Annotated in this window: 14 protein-coding genes and 1 pseudogene; 8 read left to right on the top strand and 7 right to left on the bottom strand. The window is 58.5% G+C overall.

Annotated features, from left to right (window positions below):
* Positions 1-287: 287 nt before the first annotated feature.
* Positions 288-917 (bottom strand): hypothetical protein, encoded by a 630-nt coding sequence (locus VG146_07940; protein ID HEV2392278.1) that lies wholly within the window; start codon positions 915-917, stop codon positions 288-290.
* 346 nt (positions 918-1263) lie between these two features.
* Between VG146_07940 and VG146_07935 the strand changes: the two genes are divergently transcribed.
* On the top strand, positions 1264-1641 hold the full coding sequence (locus VG146_07935; GenBank protein HEV2392277.1) for a twin-arginine translocase TatA/TatE family subunit: 378 nt from the start codon (positions 1264-1266) through the stop codon (positions 1639-1641).
* Positions 1642-1778: 137 nt separating this feature from the next.
* Here the strand turns inward: VG146_07935 and VG146_07930 are convergent, their stop codons facing one another.
* Entirely contained in the window at positions 1779-2390 is a 612-nt protein-coding gene (locus VG146_07930) for a hypothetical protein (protein HEV2392276.1), read from the bottom strand.
* Between the two features lie 163 nt (positions 2391-2553).
* Here VG146_07930 and VG146_07925 point away from each other — a divergent pair, with 163 nt between their 5' ends.
* Together VG146_07925 and VG146_07920 are read left to right on the top strand one after the other, a co-directional pair.
* Positions 2554-3480 carry a sugar phosphate isomerase/epimerase family protein gene (locus VG146_07925; GenBank protein HEV2392275.1) on the top strand — a complete coding sequence of 309 codons (927 nt, stop codon included), beginning with the start codon at positions 2554-2556 and terminating at the stop codon, positions 3478-3480.
* Between the two features lie 30 nt (positions 3481-3510).
* Complete coding sequence (locus VG146_07920) at positions 3511-4800, top strand: alpha/beta hydrolase-fold protein (GenBank protein ID HEV2392274.1); 1290 nt, start codon at positions 3511-3513, stop codon at positions 4798-4800.
* 111 nt (positions 4801-4911) lie between these two features.
* Here the strand turns inward: VG146_07920 and VG146_07915 are convergent, their stop codons facing one another.
* On the bottom strand, positions 4912-5931 hold the full coding sequence (locus tag VG146_07915) for a family 43 glycosylhydrolase (protein ID HEV2392273.1): 1020 nt from the start codon (positions 5929-5931) through the stop codon (positions 4912-4914).
* 528 nt (positions 5932-6459) lie between these two features.
* Between VG146_07915 and VG146_07910 the strand changes: the two genes are divergently transcribed.
* The 3 genes and pseudogenes from VG146_07910 to VG146_07900 all read left to right on the top strand — a co-directional run bounded on the left by VG146_07910 (position 6460) and on the right by VG146_07900 (position 7550).
* On the top strand, positions 6460-6906 hold the full coding sequence (locus tag VG146_07910; GenBank protein HEV2392272.1) for an SRPBCC family protein: 447 nt from the start codon (positions 6460-6462) through the stop codon (positions 6904-6906).
* Positions 6907-6917: 11 nt separating this feature from the next.
* Complete coding sequence (locus VG146_07905; protein HEV2392271.1) at positions 6918-7235, top strand: FKBP-type peptidyl-prolyl cis-trans isomerase; 318 nt, start codon at positions 6918-6920, stop codon at positions 7233-7235.
* Between the two features lie 99 nt (positions 7236-7334).
* A pseudogene (locus VG146_07900) lies at positions 7335-7550 on the top strand (aldo/keto reductase).
* 258 nt (positions 7551-7808) lie between these two features.
* On the opposite strand, the gene odhB reads toward VG146_07900, so the two are convergent.
* The 4 genes from odhB to VG146_07880 form a co-directional block, all read right to left on the bottom strand.
* Complete coding sequence (gene odhB / locus VG146_07895) at positions 7809-9023, bottom strand: 2-oxoglutarate dehydrogenase complex dihydrolipoyllysine-residue succinyltransferase (GenBank protein ID HEV2392270.1); 1215 nt, start codon at positions 9021-9023, stop codon at positions 7809-7811.
* Positions 9024-9032: 9 nt separating this feature from the next.
* Positions 9033-11870, bottom strand: coding sequence for a 2-oxoglutarate dehydrogenase E1 component (locus VG146_07890; protein ID HEV2392269.1), 2838 nt, complete (start codon positions 11868-11870; stop codon positions 9033-9035).
* Between the two features lie 26 nt (positions 11871-11896).
* Entirely contained in the window at positions 11897-12382 is a 486-nt protein-coding gene (locus VG146_07885) for a BON domain-containing protein (GenBank protein ID HEV2392268.1), read from the bottom strand.
* 75 nt (positions 12383-12457) lie between these two features.
* Positions 12458-13918 carry an ATP cone domain-containing protein gene (locus VG146_07880; GenBank protein HEV2392267.1) on the bottom strand — a complete coding sequence of 487 codons (1461 nt, stop codon included), beginning with the start codon at positions 13916-13918 and terminating at the stop codon, positions 12458-12460.
* Positions 13919-14091: 173 nt separating this feature from the next.
* On the opposite strand from VG146_07880, the gene VG146_07875 reads away from it, so the two are divergent.
* Complete coding sequence (locus tag VG146_07875) at positions 14092-14844, top strand: ATP-binding protein (GenBank protein HEV2392266.1); 753 nt, start codon at positions 14092-14094, stop codon at positions 14842-14844.
* Positions 14845-14882: 38 nt separating this feature from the next.
* Positions 14883-16250, top strand: a complete 1368-nt coding sequence (locus VG146_07870) for a sigma-54 dependent transcriptional regulator (protein HEV2392265.1) — start codon at positions 14883-14885, stop codon at positions 16248-16250.
* The last annotated feature ends 23 nt before the right edge of the window (positions 16251-16273 follow it).

The following is a 16273-nucleotide window of genomic DNA, read 5'->3' as shown; positions in this document are numbered from 1 at the left end:
ATAACCTCCCATAAATTAGCGCCAAAATGTCAGCTGTAATAAAACGTAGTCGTCCCGACTCAGCGAACCCGAACGAGTACCGGTCTGTGTCGATGCAGCCGAGACAGCGCAACAGCCTAGGAGGCGCCACGTACACACGCCGGATGTCGCTTTCATTTATTGGCAGATTCATTCGCAGATGCAGACGGTTCGCGCAAAGGTTCGCTTCTGCAATCATCAGCAGTGCCGCCATGTATCTGTAAGCGAGAGAAGTAGCAAGCGCGTTCATCGCATAAGGTCTGTGCTCATTATCGGTGCTCCGCAGGCCTGGCGAGTAACACGTCATTGCTGGTGGCCGTGTGCAATTTGGAGGAATCCATAGCGGACGGAGCTGCCCGCAGGCCATAGTCAGTGAGTGCCAGGTTGGCCCAATAGACGACCCAACTGTTCGGGTCCCGTAGCCCCTTTGTAAAAACGGGTACGGCGATATGTGAATCGGGACGAATAATCCAAAGGGCCCGAAAAACGGCGGCTCGCACGTCACCATTAGTATTAGCTGTTTCGCCGAGCAGAAATGGAATGGCGCCCTCTGCTGATTGGCGCATGAGCGCAAGGCCATCGAGAGCAGCGCACTGGTAGACCGAATAGTCGGGCCCCTGTGCGGTCCTGTAGATCTTGATGAGGGCTGGCACAACCACGTCGGCGCGGCCGCGCAATGCGACGAACGCGCACCCGGCATTTCCCCGCTTCACTTCGCCATACTGGACGTCTAATTGCGGCAGGTGCGCCCGTTTCAGCCAGTCATTGGCGCGGAATTTCCAGTCCGGCGAGTCGCGGACCGTATGTGCATCGAGCAACAGCAGGGGGATCGCCTCGACACCCATGGCCTGAACGGCTCGGTCCGCTGCGAGCCAGTTGGTGTCATCTAACTCGTACATCCGGAGCCATTGGCTCAGCCGTTTCCCTCCATATTTGGGCTCGGAGTGGCGAACCCACCATAGAGCAGCACCATGCAACCACGCTGGTGCCGTCTCCAGAACGACAAGGGGCTCGGATCTGTGGAATCGCCAACTTATTACGGCAATCAGGGTCATCGCCAGAAGAAGGAGCCCCAGAATTGAATACCTCATCAAGACCCTTGTCAGAAACACCCATCTTCTTGGCTGGCCGGCGTTCATGCGCAAACAAAGTTAATCAGGGAAACGGGCTGTAGCGGTTTAGGTCCAGGCAGCCGGCAATCTTCCAGGTACCCATTCAGTAACAGCTTCTGCGAGCTTCGCCGATATTTTCCTCGGCAACGGAGAGGTCATTCTCGTTCTCGCTCTCATTCTCATTCTTGTCGGCGCTAAGAAAATTCCTGAACTTGTGCGAGGGGTGGGCAACGGGCTTTCCCAGTTCCTCAGGGCCATCAGAGATGTGGACCAGGAGGCGCAAGACGCCGGGAAGAGTCTTGGCGGAATTTACGGCAAACCGGCCGCGCAGGCTTTGACACCGGACAACCAGGTCGCGGAGCTTTACGATCCAGCCGTGCTTCGGCGGCATGACGCCAGCAAGCAGGGACCATTTCGACGGTTCCTTCGCCTATGTGCCGCGATTTGCCGTCGCCTCTACATACGCTTGCACGCCCTCCTCGGTCTGCCGCCATCCGAAAAACCGGAATGAACCCTGAAGTGAACTGGCGACAGGTTACTACATTACTTTTCGGAGTTGTTATCTTCGGAGTTCTTATGGAAGTCCGAACCGAGCTTCATTCTGTTTTGCTGAGGATGCTCGTTGCCGGTTCCGCGGGGCTCGTGCTCCTAGTTTGTCTGCTGCTCGCGCTCAAGCGTCGGCATGACCGGACTTGGTGCAGCGGCGCCAAACAGGCCCAGAACCGCGCCTCCAATCGTCTCGGGCCAGACATGCCGGGAGAGCACCAACCGGGACCATATCAGGAGCGGGACCAGCAGCAGAACGGGCAAGCCGTAGCCCAACCGCACCCTAAACAGGAGGACGCCACAAAAGCGCGCAAACGCAACGTGCAATGAAATCTTGAGCAACCGATTGAGCGCCGCTGCCACCAACAGCATCGATGCGGCTACGATGAATCCGCGCACCAGCGCCGGAGAACGTTCCACAAAATGAAAGTACGCAGCCGCGCTTAGTAGCACCAGGATGCTTGTGTTGTAGAGAGCCGGACGGTCCTCTTTATCTGACGCATCCACGGTACGCCATCGTCCGGAAGCAAATGAGCGCCAGATCAAAAGCGCTATTGGAACGAGGACGATGCCCACAAAAACCAGCGTCGCACGAACAGCAGTGCCACCCTGAACTTGGAAACGGGGCAGAAATACCAGCAGGGGCAGCAGCACGAAGGGGTGCCCTATGATCGAAATCAGCCTCGCCGCCAGGATTTTGATACATCCTGCCAAACTTCTTATCTCCGGGAATGACTTCCGGTATGCAAAAGAATCGCTCCAAGCTATTGGCAAACCCTTATCAAAAGTCAAGCTTGGGATTGCGAACCACGACGCCGAGGGAGTATTCTAAAGCCGCTGACAAGGGAGAACCCCCTTGGACGCTTTTGACCATAGCATGAAAAATCCATTGTCTTCATCCGTTTCGCGTCGAACTTTCCTGGCGATTTCCGGGGCCATTCCTGCCGCCATCGCCGCACAAGTATCAATCGGCGAGGCAGCGTCCGAGCCGGCGGCGCCCGAACCTGCGGCTGGCAAGCGCTATCCCATCGGTTTGGAACTGTACTCCGTGCGAGGGGAGCTGGCGCGCGACCTGCCGCTAACCCTGCAAACTGTTGCCAGGCAGGGGTACGAGGCGGTCGAGTTTTACGCCCCCTATTTCAAGTGGACGCCGCCTTACACCAAAGAGGTCCGGGCCCAGATGGATGATGTTGGGCTTCGGTGTTACTCGACGCATAATGGGTTTGAGACGTTCAGTTCGGCGGACAACCTTGCGCACGCGATCGAGTTGAACCAGATTCTCGGGACGCGTTACGTGGTGCTGGCCAGCGCGCCGGGCAGCACCCAAGGGGTGGAGGGGTGGAAGAGGCTGGGCGAAAAACTGAGCAGCGCGGTCGAGCAATTGAAGCCGCACGGGTTGAGCGCCGGCTACCACAATCACCAGGCGGAGTGGGCCAGATTGGACAACGGCCAGCGCATTATCGAAGTGATTGCGGCCAACACGCCTAAGGAATTCGTGCTGCAATTGGATGTGGGCACCTGCGAGGAAGCCGGCGCGGACCCTGTTGCCTGGGTCAAAGCCAACCCGGGCCGCATCAAAGTCATGCATCTCAAAGACTGGGCGCCGGGCTCGCGCGGGGAGGAAAAGGGCTATCGCGTGCTCTTCGGTGAGGGCGTCACGCCGTGGAAGGAGCTGATAGCAGCGGCCAAATCGGTCGGCGGCATCGAGTACTTTCTCATCGAGCAGGAAGGCAGCCGGTTTCCGGAATTTGAAACAACCAGGCGCTGCCTGGCCAATTGGAAAGCGATGTTCGGGCAAGCCTGAGAGCGCCTTGGGGAAAAGCAGAAAGCAGAAATGCGTAAAGGGGCATGTTTTGGAAATGGTTGGCTCTCCCCCAACGAGCGCGAGCATGCGCACGATTGCGGCAATTGGTTTCCGCTTTCTGGTTTAGCCAAGTTTGCAATTTGCCTGGGTTGCCTGGCGCAAGCCCTGGTTTTCACCCCTGTCCACGCGGCAGAACGAACGCCCCCGCCATCCCGGCTGCCGACCACTCCGGGCACGCCGGTTTTGATCCCTGCAGGGCCAAACGCCGAGGCTCTGGCCAGGGCCGCCCGCCACAACAGCGCCACGCCCGGCGATTCGGCTGCCAACCCAACCCAAGCCACTCCCGGGGCCAATCCGCCTCCTGATGTGGATGGGAATTTCCTCATCGGCCCCAGGTATGTCGATGCGCCGGAATTGACCGTTGCCGCCGGCGTGCCACAGGGGCGGGTCCAGCAGTTCACCATGGAATCCACCAACAGCAGGTTCTACCCCGGTATTGCCAGAAACGCTTACGGACGCCCGGACCCGAACAATCCCAAAACTCTAATCGTTGAAACCCACCCGGCCCCTTACACGCGCACCATTACCGTCTTCATTCCCAGCCAATATGTTCTCGGCACGCCTGCCCCGTTTATTGTGACTCACGACGGCCCGCGCCTAGGCAGGCCGGACATGGCCCTGCCGCATATCCTGGACAACATGATCGCCCAACACCGGCTCCCCGTCATGCTCGCCATTATGATTGCCAACGGCGGCGGCGACGCCCAAGGCAGCGAGAGGGGCCTGGAATACGACACCATGTCCGGAAAATTCGCCCAATTCATTGAATCGGAAGTGCTACCTCTGGTTGAAAAGAATTGCCACGTCAACCTTACCAAAAACCCCGAGGGTCGTGCGGTGATGGGCCGGAGTTCCGGCGGAGCAGCGGCTCTGGAGATGGCGTGGTATCACCCGGAATGGTACCACCGGGTCATCAGTTACTCGGGTACCTTTGTGAACCAACAATGGCCTTTCAACCCGGAAACACCCGATGGCGCGTGGGATTTCCACCAAAAACTCATCCCGCAAACCGAGACGAAACCGATTCGCATTTGGATGGAGGTCGGCGATCATGATCTGCTCAACCCCAATGTCATGCGCGACCAGATGCATGACTGGGTCGCCGCCAATAACCGCATGGCAACCGTGCTCGAGGCCAAAGGTTATCATTATCAATACGTGTATGCGCTGAACGCGGGACACGTTGACCGGGCCGTCAGGAACCAAACGCTGCCCGAAGCCCTCGAATGGGTCTGGCAGGGCTACCCAATCAGCAGGTAGGCCATGCGAGTTGTGGCGGCGTCCCGCCGCCAATTCAAGGGACACGCACCGGGACGGTGCTTGAACTCACAGGGACGGCCGTGCTGCGTGGCATCGTGGGTTGTCGGCGCATCAGGGCGAGTTGAGGATTTCTGCCACGCCGGTTTTCATGTTCAGCGTCCAGGGTTTGGGGGCGGGCAGGCTTAACTTGCCGTCGCCAATGGCCAACGGCATCCACAGGTAACGCGAATCCCATTGGGCTTGGGGTTTCCATATATCACCCATGAAAATCACCGTTGTCATTTGTGCGCCAACCACCTTGAGCATCATCGTGGATTGCGAGCCGTAAGTGTTGGTCTCCGGTGGGGCGATGTCCTTAAAGGCCGACCACGGGCCGCTGAGGCTGGGGGCGGTGGCATATTTGTTCGGATTAGGCCGCCAGCCGGTCAGTTCGGAACCGATCACGTAATATAGGCCCTGGTAGTGCGCCAGCGCGCCGCCTTCCAGGTGCTCCGGGATGAGGCACACTTCCTTTTCCACAGTCAGATAATCACCGGACAATTTGGCAATACGAAACCCGTTTGGCCGGTCCTCGAAAATCAAATACGCGCTGCCGTCATCGTCGATAAACTGCCCGATGTCGCGGCTCTCATGGCCCAGTGGGCGGAAGCTTTTGAGATATTGATAGTCTCCATCCACGGCGTCGCAGGTGAACACCGCCACGCTGGCGAACTTGTAGCCCCCCTTGCCATCGATGTGGGCATACATGACAAATTTCCTGGTCGCAGAATTGTAGAAGACTTTGGGCCGTTCCAGCACCCAGCGCGGTCCCAGGTCTTCGGGATCGGCCAGCTTGACGACCTGCCGGCAAAAGGTCCAATGCGCCAGGTCGCTGGAGGAATAACAACTCACATAGCGCAGACCGCGTTCCAAACCCCGCGTACGGTCCTCCCCAAACCAGTAGTAGGTCTCGCCGAGTTTGAGGATGCCCCCACCATGGGCCTGAATGTGCTGGCCTCGATTGTCCGGCCAGAGGGCGCCGGGATTGAAAGTGGCCGGCTCAGCTATTGCCCAGCCCACTGATAGCTGTAGAACCGCGGCGCCCAATGGCATAATGACGCGTGTCTTCGTAAAATTGCGGTTTGTTTTCACAGTTAATGGAGGACCGTGGGATGGACTACATGCGGAGGGACCCCTCTCCCCTGCCCTTCCCCTCCCGCTGCGACAGCGAGGCGAGTTGGAAAGGGAGAGGGAGAATCCTCGGCAGCTTACGATTGTGGCGCATGTTGCAGACTCTTCTGTATCTTGGCGGCACCCGCTGTACCGGGTCCCATTCGCGAAGCTTGCAAAATCCTTCATCCGTTGCAAACAAACATTCAAACATTAGAGAGGCAAGCTAAGAGGGCGTTTGAAAACCCTTGTAAGGAGGCTCACATTTCGGCCCTGAGTTTCACCGGATCAAGCCAGCGGACTGGCCAACAGAAGAAGGATCAAAGCCTCTTTGCGTCGGCTGCTACATTTCAAAACAGTGCGCTAAGGGCTTCGCGCCGGCAGCGTCATCGATTTGAAAAAATGCGCTCTGGCGACTTGTGAATCTCGTTCGCATAAGCGAGGTTCCTCAAAATTCGGTGGTTTATTTGCTGTGAAGGGAACCTGAATAGAACTTAGAAGCCATTCATCATGCCAACCAACACCATCCGGCTGCACCGCGTGCTGCGCGCGGCTCCTGAGAAAATCTATCGGGCGTTCCTCGATGCCGACGCAATGGCCAAATGGCTCCCCCCAAATGGGTTTACAGGAAAGGTCCACCACCTGGAAGGCAAGGTGGGCGGCACCCACAAGATGTCTTTCACCAACTTCACCACGGGGCAGAGCCATTCTTTTGGAGGAACGTATCTCGAACTGGTCCCTCACGAACGCATCCGTTACACGGACAAATTTGACGACCCGAACCTGCCCGGGGAACTTCAGGTCACGATAACCTTCAAAAAGGTATCGGTCGGAACGGAGTTGAACATCGTGCAGGAAGGGGTGCCTGAGGCCATCCCGCCCGAGGCCTGCTACCTCGGCTGGCAGGAATCCCTTACGCTGTTGGCGAAGCTCGTCGAAGCCGATATCCCAGCTTAATAATTTCTGTTATGAAAGTTGAAAGGATGACCTCGGGCGCCGGCGCGGCTCCAAAACATGGGGACACCGTGAGTGTGCATTACACGGGCTGGCTGACCGATGGCACCAAGTTCGACAGCTCGGTTGACCGGGGTGAGCCCTTTTCGTTCGTCTTGGGCGCCGGCCAGGTAATCAAGGGCTGGGACCAAGGAGTCGCCAGCATGTGCGCGGGCGATAAAGCCCGGCTGACCATCCCGCCGGAACTGGCGTATGGCGAACAAGGTTACCCCGGTGCGATTCCTCCTAACGCTACGCTCATCTTCGAGGTCGAGTTGCTCTCGATCTCCTAGGCCTGTTTTAAAAATGGAATTACCTGCAACTCGTTCTCGTCCTCGTCCTCGAAAGCGCTGAAGAATCGAGAACGAGAACGAGGAGGAGGAGGAAGTAAAATGAAAAAACGGAAACTAGGAAAAAGTAGTCTGGAAGTCTCAGCCATTGGGCTGGGCTGCATGGGAATGAGCTTTTCGTACGGCCCGCCCAAAGGCAAACAGGAGATGACGGCGCTGCTTCGGGCGGCCCTGGAACGCGGCATCACGTTCTTCGACACCGCCGAGGTTTACGGCCCATTCATCAACGAAGAACTTGTCGGTGAAGCCCTCGCTCCACGACGCCTTGCGCGGTCCGGCAAAATCGCGTGAGGAGGCGCGGACTGTGCGGCCGCGCCCCCTAACGCCGGACAGCAAGTCACAGCTAAACTGTCCAACGTCGCTCTACTCTCGCCGAGGGCGCCCTACAATGCCAATTCCACTAAGTACTGACTCCCATCGGGTCCGCAGCGGATAACGCGCCGGCCTGGCTCGCTGGCGCTCGCTGACGGCGGATTCTGAGGCGGCTGAAGCCGGGTAAATTTGAGATGCTCACCCCTAAATCTCCATGAGCATCCTGGCAGGATTTTCGATGGTTTCCTTGATGCGCTTGAGGAAGGAGACGGCCTGGCGCCCATCCACGAGGCGATGGTCGTAAGTGAGCGCCGCATACATCATCGGGCGGATAACGACGTTGCCCTCGCGGGCCACAGGGCGTTCCTGGATGGCGTGCAGGCCCAGAATCCCGCTCTGGGGCGGATTGATAATAGGGGTCGAGAGCAATGAACCATACACACCGCCGTTGCTGATGGTAAAGGTGCCTCCTTGCAACTCTTCAATCTTGAGCTTGTTTTCTTTGGCACGCCGCGCGAAATCGGCGATGGCCATCTCAATTTGGGCGAAACTCAGGTGCTCGGCGTTGCGAATGACCGGGACCACCAGGCCCTTGCCGCTGCCGACAGCCACCCCGATATCATAGTAATTATGATACACGATGTTGGTCTCCCGCACCTGGGCATTGAGAGGCGGAAACTCTTTGAGCGCATCCACGCAGGCCTTCACAAAGAACGACATGAACCCGAGCTTGGCCTGGTACTTCTGCTGAAAGGCCTCGCCGAACTGCTTGCGCAGGGCCGTTACAGAGCCCATATCGACCTCGTTGAAGGTCGTCAGAAGCGCAGCGGTATGCTGCGCCTGGACCAGCCGCTCGGCGACCGTCCGGCGCAAGCGGCTCATGGGGACCACTTCCTCCTCGCGGCCAGCCAATGGACTGGGGGTTGCTGGCGCAGACGCAGGCTCGAGCGCCGGCGCAGGAGTGGGCTCGGGCCGGGTTTGGCGCAGAACGTCTTCCTTGAGCACCCGTCCCCCTGGACCAGTACCCCGCACGTCTTGAGGCTTTAATCCATGTTCTTCCAGAGCGACCTGCGCAGCCGGCATGATTCGGGGCGGAACCTGTTTCGGCGCGCCTTCGTGCGCAGGCGGCTGAGGCTTCGATTCCGCTGGTTTGGCCGGGGGCTGGGCCGTTTGGGGTTGGCCATCCTTCTCGATGTATCCGATGGTTTCGCCCACCTTGGCCACCTCGCCCTTCTGCTTCAAAAGTTGGGTGAGGGTGCCGGCTTCCGGCGCAGGCAATTCGACGGTGGCCTTCTCGCTCTCCAAAGTGACGAGTGATTCGTCTTTACGGACCGTGTCGCCCTTGGCTTTAAGCCAGCCACCTATCTCGACCTCGGTGATAGACTCACCGACCTCGGGCACTTTGAGTTCGATGCGCATGCAATTACCTTATTTGTTTTCACCAAAAGCGCGGGCGACAATATCGGCCTGTTCCTGTTTGTGGCGGCGATGGGAGCCGACCGCAGGCGAGGCCGAAGCGGGCCGCATCACGCCGCTAAAATCAAACCGGGAACAGAGCAGCGCGCCGAAATGAAATCGAAGATAAATCCACGCCCCCATATTGGCAGGCTCCTCCTGGACCCAAACCAGCGGGATGCCTTGAGAATAGCCGGCGAGGGCAGATTCGAGGAGTTCGCGCCGTAGCGGGTAGAGCTGCTCGAGGCGGATAATGGCGACATCGTCGCGCTTGGCCTGGTCACGATGTTCAGCTAATTCATAATACATTTTGCCGGTACACAAGATGACGCGTTTGACCTGCCCGCCCGGCTTGCTCAAGGCGTCCGGCAGAATCCTCTGGAACGCCCCTTGCGCGCACTGGTCCAAACTGGAGACGGCCTTGGGAAGGCGCAGGAGGCTCTTGGGCGCCATGATGACGAGGGGCTTGCGCCAGGAGCGCAGGGCCTGGCGGCGCAAGCAATGGAAGTATTGGGCTGGAGTGGTAGGATAAACAATCTGGAGGTTATCCTCGACGCCCAGCATGAGGAAGCGTTCAAGCCGTGCGCTGGAATGCTCCGGCCCCTGCCCTTCGAAGCCATGGGGCAAAAGCAACACCAACCCGCTGAGCCGCTGCCATTTCTCCTCCGCACTGGCGATGAATTGGTCCACAATGGGCTGCGCCACATTGACGAAATCGCCAAATTGCGCCTCCCAAAGCACCAGGCTATCCGGGTAATCCAAGCTGTAACCGTATTCGAATCCCAGAACACCCACTTCCGACAGGGGACTGTTGTAGATTTGGACGGGGGCCTGGCCGGTCTGGAGGTGTTGCAAAGGCGTATAGGTGTGGCCGTCCTGGTAATCATGCAAGACCGCATGGCGCTGGCTGAAAGTGCCGCGCTCGGTGTCCTGGCCGCTGAGCCGCACGCGCACACCTTCGCAGGCCAGACTCCCAAAGGCCAGCGCCTCGGCCGCCGCCCAATCCAATGGCTCCTGGCCCGCCGCCATTTGCTGCCGCGTCTGAAGGATCTTTTTGATTTTAGGATGCGAATGAAAATCGGAGGGCACCCGGCTTTGGGCGTCCAGCCAGGCCGAAAGACTGTCGCGGGAGACATTTGCGATCTTCTCTTCGCCTTCCGGCTCGAGACCTCCTTTGAACTGAGACCAAATCCCACGGCGTTGCTCGGAGGGCGGTGGAGGTTTCAGGCTCTGCGATTCGGAGAGTTCCTTCTCAAGCAACTCGCGGCGGTGCGCGGCGATGGCATCGGCTTCCTCGCGCGTCACACCGCCCAGGCCCAGCAGATGTTCGAGGTAGCCTTCACGAACGGATTTGCGTTTGGCAATCGCGCGGTACAACACCGGTTGGGTGAAAGCCGGCTCGTCTCCTTCATTATGACCGAGCCGGCGATAGCCGTACATGTTGATAATGACGTCGCGTTTGAATTCGTAACGAAAATCCATCGCCAATCGGACCACTTGCGCAACCGCTTCGGGGTCCTCTCCGTTCACGTGGAAGATAGGGATCTGGAGCATTTTGCCGACATCAGTGGCGTAAACGCTCGAACGGGCCTCAGCGGGACTGGTGGTGAAGCCGAGTTGATTGTTCACCACGACATGGAGTGTGCCCCCAACGCAGTAGCCCGCAAGCTGGCTCAGATTCAATGTCTCCTGTACCACCCCTTCACCCGCGAAGGCAGCGTCCCCGTGAATCAGCAGCGTCATCCCGCGCCGGTTTTCACCGTCCCCAGCGCGGTCCTGCTTGGCGCGCGTTCGGCCCAAAGCGACCGGGTTGACGAATTCCAGATGGCTCGGGTTGAAGCAAAGCGACAGGTGGAGCTTTGAGCCGCGCGAGGTGGCCCAATCGGTGCTGTGGCCTAAATGATATTTCACATCACCGTGCCTGGAAGTGGATTTCCAGTCCGTATCGGCATATTCGCGGAAGATTTGGCGCGGGCTTTTGCCCATGATATTGGCCAGCACATTGAGCCGCCCGCGGTGGGCCATGCCAAAGACAATTTCCTGAATGCCCTGCTCGCCGGCCTTTTCGATGGCTAGGTCCAAAAGCGGGATGAGGCTCTCGGAACCATCCAGAGAGAACGTCTTGGCGCCAATAAACTTGCGGCGGATGAACTCCTCAAACGTCACGGCGTCGGTCAGGCGCGTCAGAATGCGGAGTTGCTCGTCGCGTGTGAGGTCGAGGTGGTTCTGAGTCGATTCCATGCGCCGTTGCAACCAGCGGCGAACGCTCAAGTCGTCGATGTGCATGTACTGCACGCCAATGGACCGGCAATAAGTGTTGCGGAGCCGCTCCAGCAGCTTGCCCAAGGTCAGCGGACCATCGCCGTATTGAAAGGTCTCGCTATAGACCGGTTGATCCATATCGGCGTCGGTGAACCCGAAGAACGCAGGGGTCAATTCGGGCGGAATGGTTCGAGGAAGACCGATGGGATCGACTTGAGCAATACGATGGCCGCGTACTCGATAGACGCGAGTCAGGATATAAACGCGGTCCTGGAGCGCCGCCAACTCGGGCCCCGCCAACCGGCCTGAGGGCCGGGGGCGAGCGGGCGTGGGCGGATTAAAGATGCTGAACGGGCGAAAGGAAGGACCAAAACGGGGTTTGGGGAATCGGAACTCGCCTTGAGCTATATTGCGAAAATAATCCTGCCAATCCGGCGGGACCGACGAGGGATTGCGCAAATAATCTTCATATAACCCTTCTGCAAAGGCCAGGTTGCCAGGGCCCACAGCGGGTTCAGAACCGTTGCCGTTGTGTTTTGCTATGGCCATATTACGAAGGAACCCATAAGCCAAATTCAATCTTTGGTCGCGCGCGGTTTGACTTGTATGGTCGAGATCACCTGGCGGACACCGTCCGTTTCGAGGGCCGTCAGCATCGCCTGGCTGACATCCTCGGCAGTGGGCACCGTTCCGGACAGGGTCACAATGCCATCGCTGGTGCTGACGGAGATGCTCAAGCCCGAGAGGTCACGGTTAGCGAGCAGCTTGCCTTTGATGGCCGCAGTTATCCGCGCGTCAGCCGTCGCATCGGCAACGGCCTGGCCGACATTGCGCGCGGTGCGGCGGATGACCTCTCCGCTGCGGGCCAGCTCGTTCTTGATGTCGTTTGTCCCCAAGTGGAACGAGCGCAGTTTTTCTTCCACTGTATCGCGGGCCGATTGGGCCGCGTTCTCGACTTGCTCGGTTTTGGAGCGGACCTGTGGTTCTTGGCGATGGTTGTAGAACCATAAGGCGGCTGCGCCAAGAATGGCGCCGATGATTAACGCAAGGAGAACTCTCATGCTTCCCAATCTAGCCCCAACCGGGGGGTCCGGGCAAGCCAGTCAGCAGGGGAGTCAATAGGGGTGCCTGCAGACTCACTCGTTATGCGGGAGCGGGATGGTGCTGCCGCCGATAAACTCGCGCACCACGGCGTCGCCGGGCACCAGGTCATAAGTCGAAACCTGCTCGCGCGAAAGGCCAGAGACCGAGTCCAGCAAAGCCCTAACCCGCTCCAACCGAATTTGCGCGTCTAGAAAGCCGCCGTAGGATTCCAAATCGGCCACTTTGGGCAAAACACCCCCGGGACCGCAGAAGAAGGGCTTGAGGACAGGCAATTCAAAAGGAAAACCGCCGTTGATTGTATAATCGGCCAAACCGCTCATGGGAATGATGCTGAAGAGTTCACCGGAGCGCACATAGTGCCAATGCAGCAAAGTCAGCAACGGGCTGTGATTGCGATGGCGGGCGTCGCGCAGCATGCGGCGCAGGAGGCGAATGTCGGTAAATCGGGTCATGCGTCCGGAAGAGCCGTCACCCTCCAAAAGCACGTTCTGGGTTTCAATGTAGAGGCGGAATTGGGCTAAGGGCGGGATGTCTTCGGAAATGGGCGGATAGAGGCCATGCAGGCAATCCAGCAACAAGATTTGGTCCGGCTCGAGTCGAATCGCTTTGAAGCTCACACGCCGCCCTTCTTTGAAGCTGTAGAGTGGCTTTTCGATTTGCTCGCCTTCGAGCAAGGCGCGCAGGTGCCTGTTTAATAATTGGATGTCCAGCGCTTCCGGATTTTCATAATTCCGATCGTTGATCCAATCCGTCGGATGCTCGACCAGCGACCAAAAATAATCGTCCAGGTTCAGCATGAGAAAGCGCAGGCCCCGCTTCTGCAAACGTTCCGTGAGTTTGACCGTGGTGGTGGTTTTGCCGGAAGAACTTGGCCCGGTGATCCAAAGCATCCGCAGCGCATTAGGCCCATTCAAGCGGGAAATGACTTTAGCCGCTGCCTGGTCGAGTGACTGTTCATAGACCGAAATGGAATCGCTAATCAATCCCTTGAGCTTGCCCCCTTCGACGAGCGCGTTGAGGCCGGCCACCGTGTCGCATCCGCGCTCCCGGTTCCAAAGGAGCCGCTCGGCAAGCGGCCCCGGCGGCAACCCATTGCCGGCGAACTGCCCGGGGTTGATGGCCCCCTCGCGCAACCAATGCCGGCCCCAGCGGTAGCACCCATAAGCATCGGCGGTGTTTTGAAAACCGTAACTGCGCAGCGCGTGCAGCACTTCATCCTGAATGGTTTCAATGGTGGGCGGGAAATTCGCGATCAGGCGATGCGGATCGGCATTGAGACAGACCACAACCGCCTCGGCCAGAAACTCCGCTATTTCTTCATCGCTGTTCCAGGCGGCGAAAATCTTCTCGTTAATTCCAGGAAGATAATCGTTCTTAAAACCGCCAATGGATTGGGCTGCGCGCAGGATGGCCTTGCGAATTCGCGCCGCGTCAAATTTTACCAGGGCCCGGTTTCGTTTCTGAACCTTAACAATTCGGTTTTCAACTGGCATCGGAAAGAGGATAGCGGACTTCTGTTGGGTGACAATGACTTTGGGGCGCCCAATCTTACAGAAGGATTTTGCACAGAAGCAAACGAAGGAAACGAAGGGGAAAGCGCAAATGGCTTTCTGCTTTAACCAATCGTGTTTGGCAATGGGGCCTTGTTCGGGTAATCTGCCGGGCAGTGGAAAGCATTCTGGCGAAAGCGCTCGGCCATGACTCGAGCGAGTTGGCGGCGGTTGAAAAGCGCGATTTGTTGGCGCGCTTGCTGGCGCGCCTGGCTCATGAAATTCGGAACCCGCTGAGTTCGCTCGATATCCATGTGCAGTTGCTCGAGGAAGACCTGGGCGCCTTGCCTCCCGCCAAGCGCGACCATCTCATGCCGCGCTTGGAAATTATTCACGGCGAATTGCATCGCCTCGAAAGCTTGGTCGAGCATTTCGTCCAACTGGCCGGCCCTTCGGCAGTCGATCTGGAACCGCTCGATATTGGGCGCATCATCACGCACGTGTGCGACCTGCTGCGGCCCGAGGCAGCCGCGCGCCAGATCGAGATTCGGGCCGAAGTGTCCCCTGCTCTGCTCCGAACGATGGCCGACCCAGTACGGTTGACTCAGGCGCTGCTGAACTTGTTGATTAATGGCCTTCAGGCAGTCGAACGCAAGGGGCGCATCGAGGTCTCCGCTGCCTCCCTCTCCGGAACCATTATGGTCAAAGTGCGCGATAACGGTCCCGGGATTCCCCCCGAAAAGCTCGCGTCGATTTTCGACCCGTACTTTACGACCAAGTCCGAAGGGAGCGGCCTGGGTTTATGGATAGCGCAACAGATCGTTACCGCCCATGGCGGCACTCTCAAAGCCGAGAACGCGCCGGGGGGCGGCGCGATGTTCACCATGGGCTTGCCGGTGGCGCAACAAAAAGCCGAAACAGGCGCTTGAACGCAGATGCCAGGTTCTGCAACAGCCAAAAAAAGACTGTGGACAAATCGAAGGTAAAAATCCTGGTGGTCGATGATGAACAGGGCCTTTGCGCCGGCATCCAAGAGGCGCTCCAGCGCGAAGGGTACATCGTCGATGCCAAAACCGACCCCCAAGCCGCTCTCAAATTAGCCCAGGGCTGCCTGTACAATCTGGTGATTTCGGACCTCAAAATGCCCGGACTAAGCGGGTTGGACCTTCTGGACAAAGTCCGCGCGAACAATCGCGAGACGCTGTTCATCCTGATGACGGCCTTCGGGACGGTCGAGAGCGCGGTTGAAGCCATGAAACAAGGCGCTTACGATTACCTGCCCAAGCCAATCGACATGAAACGACTGCGCGTGCTGGTGCAGAAGGCGCTGGAATATCAGACAGTGGTGGCCGAAAACAACGAATTGCGCCAGCGCCTCCATAGCCGCTCCGAACCGAGCCTGCTGATTGGCGAGAGCGAGCCGATGCGGCTTATCGGTCGGCTCATCGAAGAAGTCGCCGGCAGCGAAGTGACGGTCTTGATCGAAGGGGAGAGCGGGACCGGCAAGGAGATTGTTGCCCGCTCGATCCATCAGCACAGCCCGAGACGAGAGCGCGCTTTTATTTCCGTCAACTGCGCAGCGCTCACTGAGCAACTGCTCGAAGCGGAGTTATTTGGGCATGTGAAAGGGGCCTTCACCGGGGCGGTAGCGACCAAGCCTGGCCGCTTCCAATTGGCCAATGGCGGGACCCTGTTTCTGGACGAGATTGGGGACCTGTCGCCCAAAGGCCAGGGGGACCTGCTCCGGGTCCTGGAGGATGGCGCTTTTCGGATGGTGGGCGGCTCGGAGGTGATTCGGGTCGATGTGCGTGTAATAGCGGCGACCAACAAGAGGCTGCAGGAAGCGGTGCAGGAGGGGAAGTTCAGGGAAGACCTGTTCTACCGGCTGCAAATTGTCCCCATTGCCATGCCGCCGCTACGCGAGCGGGCAGAAGACATTCCGCTGCTGATCGAACGGTTCTTCGAGCACTTTACCGCCAAGCACAAACGCCGGCGCAAAAGGATGTCGCCGGAAGCGCTGCAACTTTGCCAGCGCTTTCCATGGCCGGGCAACGTGCGGCAGTTGCGCAATACCGTCGAGCGCCTGGTGATCACCTGCCGCGAATCGGTTGTCGAGGTCGCGCAATTGCCGGATTTCCTGCGCGATTACGACCGCAACACAACCACCTTCACCGTGCGCCCGGGCACACCCCTGGCTGAAGTGGAGAAGATGCTCATACGCCAGACTCTGACGCATGTCACCAGCAACCGGGAGGAAGCCGCCCGTGCCCTTGGGATTAGCCGGCGCGCGCTGCAATATAAACTGAAACAGTACCGGCTGCTCGATGGAGCATAGGCGCGCGCTGTAGGAGACGACGG

This window comes from Verrucomicrobiia bacterium (assembly GCA_035946615.1).
Classification (GTDB): domain Bacteria; phylum Verrucomicrobiota; class Verrucomicrobiia; order Limisphaerales; family UBA8199; genus DASYZB01.
This window is presented reverse-complemented; position numbering and strand designations above follow the sequence as displayed.